Raw genomic sequence first — 14,229 nt, 5'->3', positions numbered from 1 at the left:
GTGGTAGACACTTATGGGGCACCCTCTACTTTCATCAGCTGACCTTCTCTGCCGTTTGCCTTTTCCTTAAGCCAACGAGCTGCACTTTCACCCAAAGGGCGTTGAGCAGAATGAGAAACGCCGCACATAGGAAAACTCCTCGCAGTTCAATCCACCCTGAGAGCAATCCTGCCGTCAGCGGACCAAGCAAATTTCCCAGAAAAACACACATATTGCTATAACCGTAGGTACGGCTTTCCATATTTTTTGGAGCATAATGCCGAATGAGCGCATTGACACTAGGCAGCATGCCTCCCACAAACATACCCAGCAGGAAGCGACAGAGGAACAGCTGCCATAAGCTCAGCACGAACGCATGCGGAATAAGAAATAAACCTGCTCCGAGCAAGGAATAAAATAAAACATATTGGGACCCCACTCGATCTCCCCACTTTCCCAACACAGGAGAGAAAATCATCGTAGCAAAACCGGTAATCGAGACGGCTAAACCCGCCATAAGCGAAAGCATCTCTTCCCTTCCCCATAACTCCTGAACAAAGCTTGTGATAAAAGGGGTCGTTCCGAGCATAGCCATTTGAATTAAAAATCCGGATACGAACAAAGTCGGCAGTGGCTTTTGCCGGAAAATTTTCTTGAAGTCCTCCACATACCCTGTTTCTTGTACATTTTTTTTGTCTGGTTTGTTAATTTCGGTGACGAAACAGACAACTAAAATAGCAGCTAGGAACAGCAAGGCTCCTGTTACGAAAAATATGTTCCGAAATCCAATCCAATCGGCCATCACGCCTCCGAGAAAAGGTCCGCAGACGGATCCTCCTACAGTAGCGGCTTGCAGGATGCCTAAAGCATATCCAGACCGTTCCTTAGGCGTATTTGTGGATACTAGCGCAATGGAAGCAGGGATAAAACCGGAAATCGTTCCATTTAAAAAGCGTAGCACGAGCAGATGGATGGGAGAGGTTGCCAATCCCATGCTGGCCACGACTAAAGCCATCCCAAATCCACTGCGAATCAGCATAATCTTTCGGCCATGCCGGTCGGCCAATTTTCCCCATAATGGCGAAAACAAAAACGCCGATAAGAAGTTGGCACCAAAAATAACACCCGTCCAAAGGTGCAGTGCCTTCTCATCGACGATTCCCATGTCCTGCTGCAAATACAATGGCAAAAAAGGAATGACTAGACTCATCGCAGCCATGACAAAAAATTGAGCAATGCATAATATGTATAAATTACGTCTCCATAATTCCACTGTCAATCAGCTCCATCCCTGCTTCCATTATACTCCCGATCTGAAGTATTGAAAAGTCACAGGGATGGTTCATCCTTTTTCTTTACCCTCCGCTAACGGGAGGAATAAAGGCAATCTCATCCGATTCCTTGATGGAATCAGAGCTATTCGCGTACTCCTGATTGACTGCCGCCATACTTTTTTCCAGCAGTTCTTTCATAGCCGGATATTTAGCAGAAAGCTGTTCTTTAACGGCCTGTACTGTCAATGGCTTTTGGATTCCTTCTAAGGTGATGGAAGACGAACCCGCCGTCTCTGCCAACCCGGCAAATAACAATACTCGAATCATTATACTTCCTCCTTGAGGTCAGGCTTCCCTGCAGGATAAGCAACCTTTTCCTTCTGGTCTCCAATCCAGCTCTGGCCGTCTTCCCAATTTTCCTTCTTCCAGATCGGCACGATTTCCTTGATGCGCTCAATCGCGTAGCGACAAGCTTCAAAAGAAGCGTCCCGGTGCGGAGTAGAAACGGCAATTGCTACAGCCACTTCCGAGATATCCAGATGCCCAATCCGATGGACAATCGCTACTTTGGCTTCCGGATGCTTCTCCCTGATTTCATCGCCAATCTGCTTTAGCTTCTTTTCTGCCATCTCTTCATAGGCCTGATATTCAAGATATAATGTTTTAAGCCCCTTTGTCATTTCTCGTACAGTGCCAATGAATGTGCAGATTGCTCCCGCATTCGAGTGAGTCACAAAATCAATCAAGGGCTGGATCTCAATTTTTTCTCGTGTAATGGCAAAATTTCGCACAAAAAGACCTCCTGTCAACGTTTCTTTTCAATATAACATTCAATAATCTCAAACAATTGCTGGTATTGATCTTTTTCTACGACCGGCAGCGTTGGGTGGCGAAACGGAAACCAGGTGGAAACAGCAAGGACATGTTGAGCTTGTTCTAGAAGAGGCAAGTCCCCTTCGTTCCGCAGCAGAACCACTTTGGGGTAACTCTCAAACTTATATCCCTCTACAATGACAATATCCACTCCATTGATACGCTCCAGCAAATCTTGGAGACTGGAGGGGCGCTGCTCCATGATAGCCGTTCGATCTTTCGAGGTTATCGCAACGACCTCAGCCCCTGCCTCCCTGTGCAGCCAGGTGTCTTTTCCAGGATAATCAACTTCGAAGCGGTGGGCATCATGCTTAATGCTGCCTACTTTCCAGCCTTTCTCTGCAAAACGTTGAATGATTTCACAACTCGTTGTTGTTTTGCCGCTATTTTTATAGCCTACGATTTGTATGACAGCTTTCTCCGCCATGTCCTACCCCCTGAATGCACGGTTTTACTTTTTCGTATCTGTTGCGTTTTTTACCGTGTTTTTGGCCTCGTCGATCTCTTCTTTCACATCTGACGTCAGCTCTTTCGTGGATTTTCTGAATTCTCTTAAGGTCTGGCCAAAAGCGCGCCCGATCTCAGGAAGTTTCTTTGGTCCAAAAATGACCAGCGCAATAATCAAAATCAAAATCAACCCAGGAACTCCTATATTTGTAAACATACACTAAGACTCCTTTCTTGTTAAGAGGTTTTCTCTTCGTTCTCGAGCCATTTTTCATCCTCTTTCAGCTGCTTTCTGTAAATACCCTTGGATAACCATACGCTAAATTCATACAAAAGCAATAAGGGAATCGTAACCAGAAAATCCGAAATGATTTCCGGCGGGGTAATGGTCACGGCAACCAAGACGAGAACAAAATAAGCTATCTTGCGCATTTTCGCCAACCGTATAGGATTTAGAATTCTTAGGCGAGTAAGAAACATGACCAGGATCGGCATCTCGAATAAAACCCCAAAAGGCAGAACAATGGAAAACATAAAACTGAAATATTCCTTTAAGCCAAACATTTCCTCGGCTTGCAAGGTTTCTGTCATAATAAGCATAAAACGCGTTACCATAGGAAACAGAATATAATACCCAAAACCTATGCCGAGTATAAATAGCAGAGTGGCTCCTGGAATGAATCGCAAGGCAATTTTTTGTTCCGTTTTCTTTAATCCCGGCTTGACAAATGCCCAAATTTGATAAAGAAAGAAAGGAATAGAAATAATAAGACCTAAAACAAGAGAAACCTTCACATAAACAGATAAAGCATCCGAAATCCCAAAAACATGCCAATCTAAATGTCGAGCAGCTGGATCATTTTTCAAATGATTGACCACCTTACCCGAGAAAGCAAATCCGCCAATTAAGGCAAAGAAAAAGAAAACTATAGAATAAATAATTCGTTTTCTCATCTCGGCAAGATGTTCCGTTAAGTGCAAATCGGCTTGTTCGCTTTCTTTACTCATTGGACACCTCCTTTTAGTTATTTTGGAACTTTTTATATATAAAAAGTATAAGTAAAAAGCATTTTGTTCCTATTGAACCTATGATAATATTAATAATAATAAAATCAAGAAGGGAGGTCTTAGATTGGAAAATATAACGGATAAAACCTTCCTCCAATTGATCCCTGATGAATTCCGCGAAGAATTGAATGCGATAGCTGTTGATATGAACTACACGAAGGATTCCATCCTTTATATGGACGGAGAAAAAGCAGAAAATCTTTACTTCATTCGCTCAGGTAACGTGAAAATCAGCAAAACCACGCTTGAAGGCAAAGAACTGACTCTATACATTTGTACACCTGGAGAACTCATTGGCGAGCTTGCCCTTTTCCAGCCTAATATAACCTATACCTCAACTGCAGAAATGCTTGACGACGGTACCGTTGGCGTGATTAGCCGAACCGGGCTGGAAGAGCTTCTGACCAAAAACAGCAGGCTTGCCCTTGAGTTCATGAAATGGATGGGGATTGCTTATCGGAGAAACCAATCCAAATTCCGTGACCTCATGCTAATGGGAAAACATGGCGCCCTTTACTCGACCCTGATCCGAATGACCAACACGTACGGCATTCAAGTGAAGGATGGCATCTTGATCGATCTCTTCCTAACCAACAAAGATCTTGCCAACTTTATAGGTACAACGAGAGAAAGCGTCAACCGGATGTTAAATGAACTGCGCAAGAATAATGTGATTAACGTCGATAATGGTTATATTACAGTCCATAATATCACATATCTTAAAGAATTTTTAGAATGTGACGGTTGTCCTGAAGACATATGCCGCATTTAAACAAAAAGATTCCGTAAAGGAATCTTTTTTGTTTTTCTGGGGGATATTATTTCAATTTTCCGGCTTGCAGTAAATATCCTCTTAGCATAGGGAATAAGCCACTTTCTTCCTCAAAGATATGAGTCACTGTCTGGGTTAAAAAACTTTTCGCTTTGATGTAGACCTCTTCTTCTAATCGCTCTCTTCCTTGGCTAATATGAAGCCGCAGCTGATTTTTTATTTCCTTCAGGTCTTCTTCCATCTGCGTATGCTCTTCTTCCACATACTGTGCCATTTCTGGTGAGTGGTACATTTCCTTTACAAGGGGGACAATTACCTCCTCTTCTTGCCTCCCATGATCAACCAGGCTAGCTTTCAGCTCGATCAGCTTATCTAAAACATCCTGATACCCTTCTACTGTACCCTGCTCTTTTATCCGTTCCAGTGCAACTTGAGCCTTCTTAGCCGCTTCTTTAATTTGCTTGTGCTGTTCTAGGAAAAGCGTAAAGGAATCTATAATATTCATCACCCTATTTCCTCTCTCCAGATTTTGCATAGAATCCTATCTTATGATATAGGTATTTTAAGAAATTTTATAACCCCAATGTAATTTACCATATACACCTTCCCCATGCTGTTAAATTCATCACAGTATGCTGTAAAGTGAAGAGAGGATGAAAACCATTGAGCATTGAAAACCAGTTAGAGCGATTTCGTCACGCCTTATTTATAGGAGAGGCTCCACCCGAAAACTATCAGCCGCTGTCCCAAGAGGAGTACATCGAACAATACGAGAAAAAGGTCGAACGAAACCCTGCACAGGAACGAAAGCTTATGGCAGAGCTGTCCGCCCCGCTGCTGCCCATTTTTCAAAAACAGTTAGAAGACCTAGCGAGAATGGAAAAATTAATCTCGGCGGACGAAACTCCTGTTTCCTTCGAAGAGGAGGAAATATTAGAAGAACTGTATGATGAAGTCTCCAACCTTGAAACAGAGGAAGAGTGGAGAGAATTTAAAAAACGTTTTATCTCCTAATGGAGTTTTGAATAGAGTTTGGATAGTGGAAGAAAGTCCGCTAGGAATAGTCGGACTTTCTTCCTTATATCTTAAGATGACCTACCTACTTGCATTGTTATTCCCCCATTCCAGCCTCTTTCCATAACCGCCCTTGCCACGTATTTCGTGTGCGAAGTTCTCGGTCAATCCCATTCAACACTTCCCATTTTCTCCTGCTCCACATGGGGCCGATGAGAAGATCTGGAGGGCCATCTCCCGTCAAACGATGAATAATCATTTCGGGAGGAAGAATTTCAAGTATATCAACTACGAGGCGAGTGTAGGTTTCTTGGTCAAGAAACTCGAGTCCTCCCTGCTCCCATAACTTAACTAAAGGTGTTTTCTTCAGCAGATGCAAGAGATGAATCTTGATGCCCTGGACGGGAAGCGTGGCAACCGCTCTCGCTGTTTGCATCATCATCTCTTCTGTTTCCCCAGGCAAACCTAAAATAATGTGAGAGCAAACACGGATGCCATGCTTCCTTAGCCTTTCTACGGCCTCTACATAGGTTTGAAAATCATGGGCCCTGTTGATGAGTTCAGCCGTTGACTCGTGCACCGTCTGAAGCCCCAGTTCCACCCAAAGATATGTTCGTTGATTAATGTCCGCTAAATATTCCACCACATCGTCGGGGAGGCAATCGGGTCTGGTTGCAATAGCTAAACCAACAACATCTTCTTCCAAAATGGTTTCATAGCACTCCCGCAGTTCTTCTACAGGGGCATATGTGTTGGTATATGCCTGGAAGTATCCGATATATTTTGCCTCCGGCCATTTCGCATGCATCCTCTCTGCCACGTCATGAAATTGCTTTTTCAAGTCATCTCGGCGCGCCCCAGCAAAATCTCCGGAACCCCTGGCACTGCAAAAAGTGCATCCGCCTATCGCTACTCTTCCGTCTCGGTTGGGACAAGTAAAGCCAGCATCCAGCATCACTTTAAATACCTTCTCCCCAAAAAGCTGTCTCAGATGATAATTCCAAGTATGGTAGCGTTTATCTCCCCAGAGTCGTGGAGATTGTATATCCATGATTTTCTCCATGAATGCTTCATGCCCCCTCTCTATGGCTCCATTTCGAAAAACTGGTCATTTCATTAATCTTAACTATTTATGATAGCTTTTAAGGGCTTTATATTTCAAGCAAAATACGAAACACATCATTTGATAGTATTCCCTTGACAATATGGTAAAATTATTGCTATACGATTTAACCAATTGGAGATGATAATAAATGAATCTTGAAAACCCTAGCCGCGAAAATATGATCCATATGCTCAATGAATTGCAAAAAAAGCTCACTATGGCAAATACCTCCGTACTGAATCCGGATGCATTTGAACTAGATGCGTATGAGGATCTTTATGACCTGTTTGATATGGTGATGCGCAAAGAGCGCATCAGTATTAGTGAAATGGAAGCTATTGTAAGTGAGTTAGGGAGTATGCGAAAAAAGTAAGAGGGACAAATCATGGACTATGATGTAATCATCATTGGTGGAGGCCCATCCGGTCTGATGGCGGCAGTATCTGCCGGTCAATCAGGCCGAAAGGTCCTGCTAGTGGACAAAGGCGATAAGCTAGGCCGAAAACTGGCGATCTCCGGAGGAGGCCGCTGTAACGTAACCAATGCGGGAAGCATTGATTTTATTATCAAGAATATTCCTGGAAATGGACGTTTCTTGCATAGTGCCTTTTCTGTCTTCAATAACCAAGATATCATTGATTTTTTTGAAGGCCTTGGGATTCCCTTAAAGGAAGAGGATCGCGGGCGAATGTTTCCCGTCTCCAATAAAGCTAAAGATGTCGTGTCGGCTTTAGTAAATAAAATCAAAGCCCTCAAGGTGGAGATTCTAACCAACGCGCCAGTCGATCGAATCCTTTACGAAGATGGACATGTTAAGGGGATACGCCTGCAAAACGGAACCACTTTGCACGCTCCAGCCGTCGTCCTTGCAGTAGGAGGAAAATCTGTACCTCACACAGGATCGACAGGTGATGGATACGCTTGGGCTGAACAAGCTGGCCATACCATCACCGAATTATACCCGACAGAGGTGCCCCTGACTTCCAGTGAGCCCTTTATACGACAAAAAACATTGCAAGGACTTTCCTTGCGGAGCATTCATCTGGCTGTGCTTGATCCGGTTAAGAAAAAGAAACTGATTGAACATGAAGGAGATATTATTTTCACCCACTTTGGCTTATCCGGACCCGCTGCCCTTCGTTGCAGCCAGTTTGTTATCAAAGCGCTGAAAAAGCATCAGAAAAAAGAAGTCACCGTAACTATCGATTTATTTCCTTCGAAAAGTCTAGCGGATGTTGTACTGGATATTCAAAACCGAGCAGAAAACGAACCGAAAAAAGCGGTGAAAAATCTTTTAAAGGGTTATATCCCAGAGCGCATGATACCTTTGCTGCTGGAATGGGCGGATCTAGACGAAAATACTGTTTCTTCCCATTTGCCCAAGGATGGGCTGGAGAAGCTCACCCAATTGTTGAAAGAACTCCCTGTGCAAGTTAATGGTACCTTGTCGATTGAAGAAGCTTTCGTTACAGGTGGCGGTGTGAATTTGAAAGAGATTGAACCCAAAACAATGAAATCTAAAATCATGCCAGGACTCTTTTTTTGCGGAGAAATTTTGGACATTCATGGCTATACTGGCGGGTTCAATATTACAGCTGCCTTTGCGACAGGCTTTGCAGCAGGTAAGGGAGCAGCTGAATTCAGTCAAAACTCGGCAGAATCCTATCTATTTCCCGTGGAATAAGCAGAGATAAAAAAGAATTAGTCGAAAAGCTCCTAGAGCTGACTAATTCTTTTTTCCATTTAATGGACAGCAGGTTTTTCCTCTTCCTGAGGTTTACCTTCTTGTTCTTTAACAATAGGGTAATCAAATTTTTTTACCTCAACATCCACTTTATCCCTTTTTTTTGCCGATTGGGTTATTCCCACTAATAAGCTAGATAGGCCAAATCCAAAAAGGCCCCATCCAATGGGATTGTCAACCAAATTTCGTCTTGGATTCACTCGTCGCATTGGCATCATAAACAAGCCAAATAAAGTAAATACTCCACCCAACAAAAGCATCATTAATCCTCTTTGCATGGACATCATCCCCTTTCCTAAGCATAGTATGAATTTTGCTTCCCTGTACTATCCTTGGTATAAACTTCCCTTTGGGAGTATCTATCCATATATTCTTTTAGGTATTTGAAAAGAAATGGTGTATAATATGTGAGTTGAATGTAAAACTTTCTATGTAAGAAAGATCTGAAGGAGAAACCTGAATGAAAAGAGAAGATTTACGTAATATTGCCATCATCGCCCACGTTGACCACGGCAAGACGACTCTTGTAGATAAGCTTCTGCAACAGTCTGGAATATTCCGTTCCAATGAGCAAGTTCACGAACGCGTCATGGATTCCAATGATTTGGAGAGAGAGCGCGGCATTACTATATTGGCAAAGAATACAGCTGTCAATTACAAAGGCCATACGATTAATATCTTGGATACTCCTGGCCACGCGGACTTCGGTGGTGAGGTAGAGCGGATCATGAAGATGGTCGACGGTGTTTTGTTAGTCGTTGATGCTTTTGAAGGCTGCATGCCGCAAACCCGCTTTGTGTTGAAGAAAGCTCTAGAGCAGCAATTAACGCCAATCCTTGTCATTAATAAGATCGACCGGGAGAATGCTCGCCCAGATGAAGTGGTTAATGAGGTATATGACCTGTTTATAGATCTCGATGCCACGGAAGAACAACTGGAATTCCCTGTCATCTACGCTTCCGGGATTAATGGAACAGCAAGTACTGATCCTCATCACCAGAACGAGAACATGGAATCCTTATTTGACGCGATTATATCTCACATTCCTGCTCCAGAAGTCGACATTGACGGACCTCTGCAGATGCAAGCCACTATCTTGGATTACAATGACTATCTAGGAAGAATCGGGATCGGCCGAATTCATCGCGGAGTGATTCGCAAAGGTCAGATGGTCGCTCAAATTACACGAGATGGATCCATTAAACAAGTTCGCATCGCGAAGCTTTTCGGTTTTGCAGGACTTAAGCGAATTGAGATCGAAGAAGCGAAAGCAGGCGACCTGGTTGCTGTACCTGGCCTTGCCGAAATCAACGTAGGGGAAACCATTGCTGATGTAGAGACACCAGAAGCGTTGCCTCTGCTCAAAATTGATGAGCCTACTTTGAAAATGACCTTCTCCGTAAACAACGGACCATTTGCCGGTAAGGAAGGAAAGCATGTAACCTCCCGAAAAATCAGAGATCGTCTTTATCAAGAGCTGGAGACTGATGTTAGTCTTCGAGTAGACGACTCCGAAGGCGGCGATTCCTTCGAAGTATCTGGTCGCGGGGAACTCCATTTGTCCATCCTTATCGAAACAATGAGAAGAGAAGGATATGAATTGTTAGTATCCAAACCGGAAGTAATCATTCGTGAAATCGACGGGAAGAAAATGGAGCCTACGGAGCGCTTGCTGATTGATGTTCCTGAGGAATTTACCGGTTCTGTCATGGAGTCCCTCGGCTATCGCAAAGCTGAAATGATCAATATGATCAACAACGGTTTCGGTTCTGTCCGTCTCGAATTCCTAATCCCTTCTCGAGGTCTGATCGGTTATCGTACCGAATTCATGACTTTAACTAAAGGGTATGGCATTTTGAATCACTCCTTTGATAGCTACCAGCCTTATATATCGGCTCAGGTCGGAGGACGCAGAGTGGGCGTTCTCATCTCCCATGAAACCGGTGTGGCTACAACCTATGGCCTTCTCTCCGTGGAAGACCGCGGAGTTATGTTCATCCACCCAGGCACGAACGTTTATGAAGGAATGATCGTAGGGGAACACAACCGCGATAACGACTTGGTAGTTAACGTCTGCAAGGAAAAGCATGCGACAAACGTGCGCAGTGCTACCAAGGATGACACTGTAAAACTGAAAACACCTAGAACCCTTTCCTTGGAAGAAGCGTTAGAATACTTGAACGACGACGAATACTGTGAAGTTACACCTAAGTCTGTTCGTCTACGTAAGAAGTATCTGAAGAAAAACGAGCGTGAAAGCGCGAAAAAGGCACAGAAATATAGCATGACATAAAAAAGAGGACCATTTGGTCCTCTTTTTTATGTTTTTCTTTTTATCCTTGTGTTTCTTGTACCGGAGGCTCCTTTGGGATGGAAGGCGGCGGCTGCAGCAATCCTGGTTCAGCTGGAGCTGGAGTAACCGGTGCCGGAGCTGGTACAGGTTGACTCGGTTGCGGACTAGCCGGTTCCTGTGTCTTGGGGCTGGATTCAGGAGCAGATTCGATTGGCTGCTCTTGATTCTCAAGCGGTTTAGCTGGCTCTGGCTGTTCTGGAGCCTTTTCCTCTGCCTTTGGGGTTGCTTCTTTAACTGGAGCCTCTTGGGCCTGGTTTGTTGTACTAGGCGCTGTTTTTCTCTTTGGTTCTGACTTTTGTACCGTACGAGTCTGCGTGGATCCTCCATCAACTCGGAGCGTGGATTCGAACTCAGCACCCTCTATTCCCATTTCCTGCTGAAAAGACAGCTGGATTTGCTTTAAGTTTTCCTTTGGGATAATGGTATGGGAGCTGGCACGGTCCCAATATCCACCTGTATCCAAACTGGCAATATTCTCAGACCCGACTGATTTAAAGTCCATAATCAGCCCTTTGATTTGATCCTTGGACAAATCTGTACGGGCATGCTCTCCTGCTACATTCAATACGCTGAAAAAGCTGGATATTCCCGTAAAGGACTTCATCTTATCCACCATGCCTTTGATCACAATCTGCTGTCGCTTCCCGCGATCAAAATCGGTGGAGTAAAATTTTGAGCCTCGGTTATCCAAACGATGGCGTACATAGTCTAGCGTGTTTTTTCCATCTAAAACCTGCAAGCCTGGTTCTAAATTAATGTTCGTCCCATCGCCCGGGTCGGTATATTTCATACTCTTCTCTACATCAATTTCCAAGCCGCCTAATTTATCGACAACTTTAGTAAATCCTTCGAAATCCACCATAGCATAATAATGAATCGGTATACCCAGCGCTTCCTCTAAGGTTTTCTTCAGCAGCGTAGTTCCCGTTTCGGTGACCGGCTTTCCGGCTTTTTCTGCCGCTCGACGCTCTCTTTCACCTTTAGAATAAACCGAGTTAATTTTATGGTAGCCGTTATAACCCGGAATCTTCACTCCGGTATCGCGTGGAATCGACATCATGGTCACATGCTTCGTCTTTGGGTTTAGCGCCGCTACAATGAGGACGTCTGTATTCATCAACCCTAGATTTTCTCTTGAGTCCCTGCCGATCATGACAATCGAAATCGGCTCTTGGCTATAATTTGCTGGCCTCGTCATTTCCTCATCGGTTACTCCTGGCTCAGCTTCAACCGTTATTTCATCTAAAACATTATTGACCTTCCACCAAACAGAAGCACCTACTGCAACGGAAGCGAAGAGGAAAAAGCTAAGCAGCATGCCAATCCAGCGCTTTTTCTTTTTCTTCTTTTTCCCTTGCTTATGTTTTAAAGAGCGATTTGTTTCAATCTGCATTGTTGTACCCCCACGCAACTATATAACACCCTTTAAAGCATAATGTACATGCACAAATTATGCAATATCCTATGTATGGGAAGGAAATAAATTTCCCATAATAGTAAGTTAAAAACAAAGGTTTCATAAGAATAGACGTTGCCAGCGATCCAGAGGTTTCGTTCAAAAACAAAAAAAACTGCTTTGCAACTCGCAGTTTTTCTTCGTGAGGCTTCTTTCGTTTCATTGTCTTTTTTTCATCCAAGCGATCATCGCAGCCATAACCTCGTCTCTCTCAGGCTCATTCAGCAACTCGTGATACAGGCCCGGCCATTCTGTAAATAGTTTATCACTAACCGCTATTGCTTCCATCCATCTCTTCGCCACATCCGGATCCGTCACGGAATCGTCGCCAGCCTGATGAATAACCAAAGGAATATCAGGAAATTGATGTTGCTCCTCCCAGTTTTTTTGCATGTGGACTTGCAGCTCCCTATACCACCGGACACTTACACCATTGACCCGGTAAGGATCGGTTTCAAGAGCGTCACGAATCTCTTGGCTTCTTGTAACCGACTCCGACTTCACCTCTGAAGGAAGAACGAGAGCGGGATGAAGAACATTTAAACTTTTAGCAATCCATTCTTTCCAGGCAGGAACTTTCACCCTTAACCCAAAACAAGGCGAGGACAATAGGACTCCCCTTGCTTCTCTTTTATTGATTTCCATAAACCGGCTGACCACCAAGCCTCCTAAACTGTGTCCAAAAACAAAAGGGACATGATCAGAGCGCTCCCGCAGGGCATCATACCAGTCATTTACCGCTTCGATATACTCATTAAAGGATTGGATGTGCCCGCGCTTGCCAGGAGACTGGCCATGCCCAGGCAAGTCACCTCCTAATACATCCAAACCTCCTTGATTCCATTGCTCGATGGCCCATTTATATCGCCCTACATGCTCACCTGAGCCATGAACCAACAGAATTGAACCCCAAACCGGATCTTTCCCCTCGGAAAATAAAGTAAAACTGTCCAAAAGATCTCCCTCCTTACTCTTTATGTAAGCGATAATAGAAAATTACAGTATTTGTATTCAAAAAATAGACGAAAATACTCTAAAAACAATTTTCTTTTAGCCTCAAAAATGATTATAATATAAGTTATAGTGTTTTTTTGTGCTACCAGAATATAACTACGTTATATTATTTGCACAGTACGAAGAAACTTGTACTTGGCGCTAAACCAAGTTTTCTTAAAGGGGGAAAGTTGATGCTTGAATACAGCAATGTAGACGCCAGACTTGAAGGGCGCTTATTGGAATTATACAAAATACACCGCGAAAGAGCAGAGAAAATTGACTGGAGTTACCACGATTTTATTCCTTGGGACAAAGCTCGCTGCTTCAAGAAAGAACCGTGGGATGAGAGCCAAAGAACTCTGCCCCCTGCGATTTATACAGCGATTGAAACGGCTTTGTTGACCGAGGTTAATCTTCCATGGTTTACTACTCATCTCAACGTGACCTTCAAGGGTGCATTAGAACCATTAGTAGATTTTATTCATACCTGGGTTTCCGAGGAGGATCAGCATTCCAGCTTATTGGAAACGTATCTTATCATTACGCGAAATGCGAACCCATATGAGCTGCGCAAGCTAAGAAAGCATGTAGTAGAACAGGGATTTGAGTGCGAATTCCCAGAACCGGTACAAGTTATGGCTTATACGGCTATCCAGGAACTTGCTACGATGGTTTACTATAACAACGTAGCCAAAGTGGCACAGCCCCATGACCGTGACCTAGCGACCTTGCTTCGCCGATTGGCCAAAGATGAAAGCTTGCATTATGCGTTTTATCGCGACGCTGTGAAGGCTCACTTAGAATTGGATGCGAACTATGTTTACCACGTATCCTATGTGCTTTTACACTTTGGCATGCCGGGCAGGAACATGCCTGACTTTGATGAACGCATGAAAGTGATCGGCCACGAAGCAAACTATGGACCGGAACAATACTTCCTTCAGGTAGTTGATGTTCTTGTCGAGTTTTGGGGAATTCGTGATTTGAACCCTACAGACCCTAGAGCGGAAGAAGCGAGAGCCAACATGCTGAAACACCACGACAGGCTGAAGAAAATTTCCGAAAGAGCAGCCCGAAAAAAAACTAACGCATAACACCAGGTAAATTTTACCTGGTGTTTTTCTTTAATCTATGCATAAGCCAATACA

At 43.9% G+C, this 14,229-nt stretch carries 17 protein-coding genes; 6 read left to right on the top strand and 11 right to left on the bottom strand.

The features are described 5' to 3' along the window. Window positions 1-34: 34 nt before the first annotated feature. From ABLT31_RS24990 to tatC, 6 genes are all read right to left on the bottom strand, one after another. The gene (locus ABLT31_RS24990) at window positions 35-1,252 is read right to left on the bottom strand and encodes an MFS transporter (protein ID WP_367756942.1); all 1,218 of its coding nucleotides are present in this window, start codon (window positions 1,250-1,252) and stop codon (window positions 35-37) included. 82 nt (window positions 1,253-1,334) lie between these two features. Beyond that, a complete protein-coding gene (gene moaD, locus ABLT31_RS24985) occupies window positions 1,335-1,580 on the bottom strand; it encodes a molybdopterin converting factor subunit 1 (protein WP_367756889.1) in 246 nt (81 codons plus the stop codon). Next, window positions 1,580-2,044 (bottom strand): molybdenum cofactor biosynthesis protein MoaE, encoded by a 465-nt coding sequence (locus ABLT31_RS24980; protein ID WP_367756887.1) that lies wholly within the window; start codon window positions 2,042-2,044, stop codon window positions 1,580-1,582. The genes moaD and ABLT31_RS24980 overlap by 1 nt, the downstream gene beginning before the upstream one ends. A gap of 14 nt (window positions 2,045-2,058) precedes the next feature. Next, entirely contained in the window at window positions 2,059-2,553 is a 495-nt protein-coding gene (gene mobB / locus ABLT31_RS24975; RefSeq protein WP_367756885.1) for a molybdopterin-guanine dinucleotide biosynthesis protein B, read from the bottom strand. A 24-nt stretch (window positions 2,554-2,577) separates the two neighbouring features. After that, entirely contained in the window at window positions 2,578-2,790 is a 213-nt protein-coding gene (locus ABLT31_RS24970; protein ID WP_367756883.1) for a twin-arginine translocase TatA/TatE family subunit, read from the bottom strand. Between the two features lie 20 nt (window positions 2,791-2,810). Then, a complete protein-coding gene (gene tatC, locus ABLT31_RS24965) occupies window positions 2,811-3,581 on the bottom strand; it encodes a twin-arginine translocase subunit TatC (RefSeq protein WP_367756881.1) in 771 nt (256 codons plus the stop codon). Window positions 3,582-3,786: 205 nt separating this feature from the next. Between tatC and ABLT31_RS24960 the strand changes: the two genes are divergently transcribed. Then, a complete protein-coding gene (locus ABLT31_RS24960) occupies window positions 3,787-4,413 on the top strand; it encodes a Crp/Fnr family transcriptional regulator (RefSeq protein ID WP_462976535.1) in 627 nt (208 codons plus the stop codon). Between the two features lie 46 nt (window positions 4,414-4,459). Here ABLT31_RS24960 and ABLT31_RS24955 read toward each other — a convergent pair whose 3' ends face one another. Further along, window positions 4,460-4,918, bottom strand: coding sequence for a hemerythrin domain-containing protein (locus tag ABLT31_RS24955; protein WP_367756940.1), 459 nt, complete (start codon window positions 4,916-4,918; stop codon window positions 4,460-4,462). Between the two features lie 158 nt (window positions 4,919-5,076). Here ABLT31_RS24955 and ABLT31_RS24950 point away from each other — a divergent pair, with 158 nt between their 5' ends. Next, on the top strand, window positions 5,077-5,427 hold the full coding sequence (locus ABLT31_RS24950) for a hypothetical protein (protein WP_367756877.1): 351 nt from the start codon (window positions 5,077-5,079) through the stop codon (window positions 5,425-5,427). A 97-nt stretch (window positions 5,428-5,524) separates the two neighbouring features. Here ABLT31_RS24950 and mnmL read toward each other — a convergent pair whose 3' ends face one another. Continuing rightward, on the bottom strand, window positions 5,525-6,490 hold the full coding sequence (mnmL, locus tag ABLT31_RS24945) for a tRNA modification radical SAM protein MnmL/YtqA (protein ID WP_367756875.1): 966 nt from the start codon (window positions 6,488-6,490) through the stop codon (window positions 5,525-5,527). 190 nt (window positions 6,491-6,680) lie between these two features. On the opposite strand from mnmL, the gene ABLT31_RS24940 reads away from it, so the two are divergent. Further along, on the top strand, window positions 6,681-6,905 hold the full coding sequence (locus tag ABLT31_RS24940; RefSeq protein ID WP_367756873.1) for a DUF1128 domain-containing protein: 225 nt from the start codon (window positions 6,681-6,683) through the stop codon (window positions 6,903-6,905). A 12-nt stretch (window positions 6,906-6,917) separates the two neighbouring features. Further along, window positions 6,918-8,216: a BaiN/RdsA family NAD(P)/FAD-dependent oxidoreductase gene (locus ABLT31_RS24935; protein ID WP_367756871.1), complete on the top strand. Its 1,299-nt coding sequence runs from the start codon at window positions 6,918-6,920 to the stop codon at window positions 8,214-8,216. A 59-nt stretch (window positions 8,217-8,275) separates the two neighbouring features. Here ABLT31_RS24935 and ABLT31_RS24930 read toward each other — a convergent pair whose 3' ends face one another. Then, the gene (locus ABLT31_RS24930; protein WP_367756869.1) at window positions 8,276-8,554 is read right to left on the bottom strand and encodes a hypothetical protein; all 279 of its coding nucleotides are present in this window, start codon (window positions 8,552-8,554) and stop codon (window positions 8,276-8,278) included. Between the two features lie 182 nt (window positions 8,555-8,736). On the opposite strand from ABLT31_RS24930, the gene typA reads away from it, so the two are divergent. After that, complete coding sequence (gene typA, locus ABLT31_RS24925; protein WP_367756867.1) at window positions 8,737-10,569, top strand: translational GTPase TypA; 1,833 nt, start codon at window positions 8,737-8,739, stop codon at window positions 10,567-10,569. A gap of 40 nt (window positions 10,570-10,609) precedes the next feature. On the opposite strand, the gene ABLT31_RS24920 is transcribed toward typA, so the two are convergent. After that, window positions 10,610-12,022 carry an LCP family glycopolymer transferase gene (locus tag ABLT31_RS24920; protein ID WP_367756865.1) on the bottom strand — a complete coding sequence of 471 codons (1,413 nt, stop codon included), beginning with the start codon at window positions 12,020-12,022 and terminating at the stop codon, window positions 10,610-10,612. Between the two features lie 222 nt (window positions 12,023-12,244). Beyond that, complete coding sequence (locus ABLT31_RS24915; RefSeq protein ID WP_367756863.1) at window positions 12,245-13,039, bottom strand: alpha/beta hydrolase; 795 nt, start codon at window positions 13,037-13,039, stop codon at window positions 12,245-12,247. A gap of 233 nt (window positions 13,040-13,272) precedes the next feature. On the opposite strand from ABLT31_RS24915, the gene ABLT31_RS24910 reads away from it, so the two are divergent. Next, window positions 13,273-14,175, top strand: a complete 903-nt coding sequence (locus tag ABLT31_RS24910) for an acyl-ACP desaturase (RefSeq protein ID WP_367756861.1) — start codon at window positions 13,273-13,275, stop codon at window positions 14,173-14,175. Window positions 14,176-14,229 lie beyond the last annotated feature (54 nt).

Source organism: Ammoniphilus soli, assembly GCF_040813775.1.
Note: the sequence above shows the minus strand (reverse complement) of the source record. Positions and strands in the feature narration are given on the sequence as shown.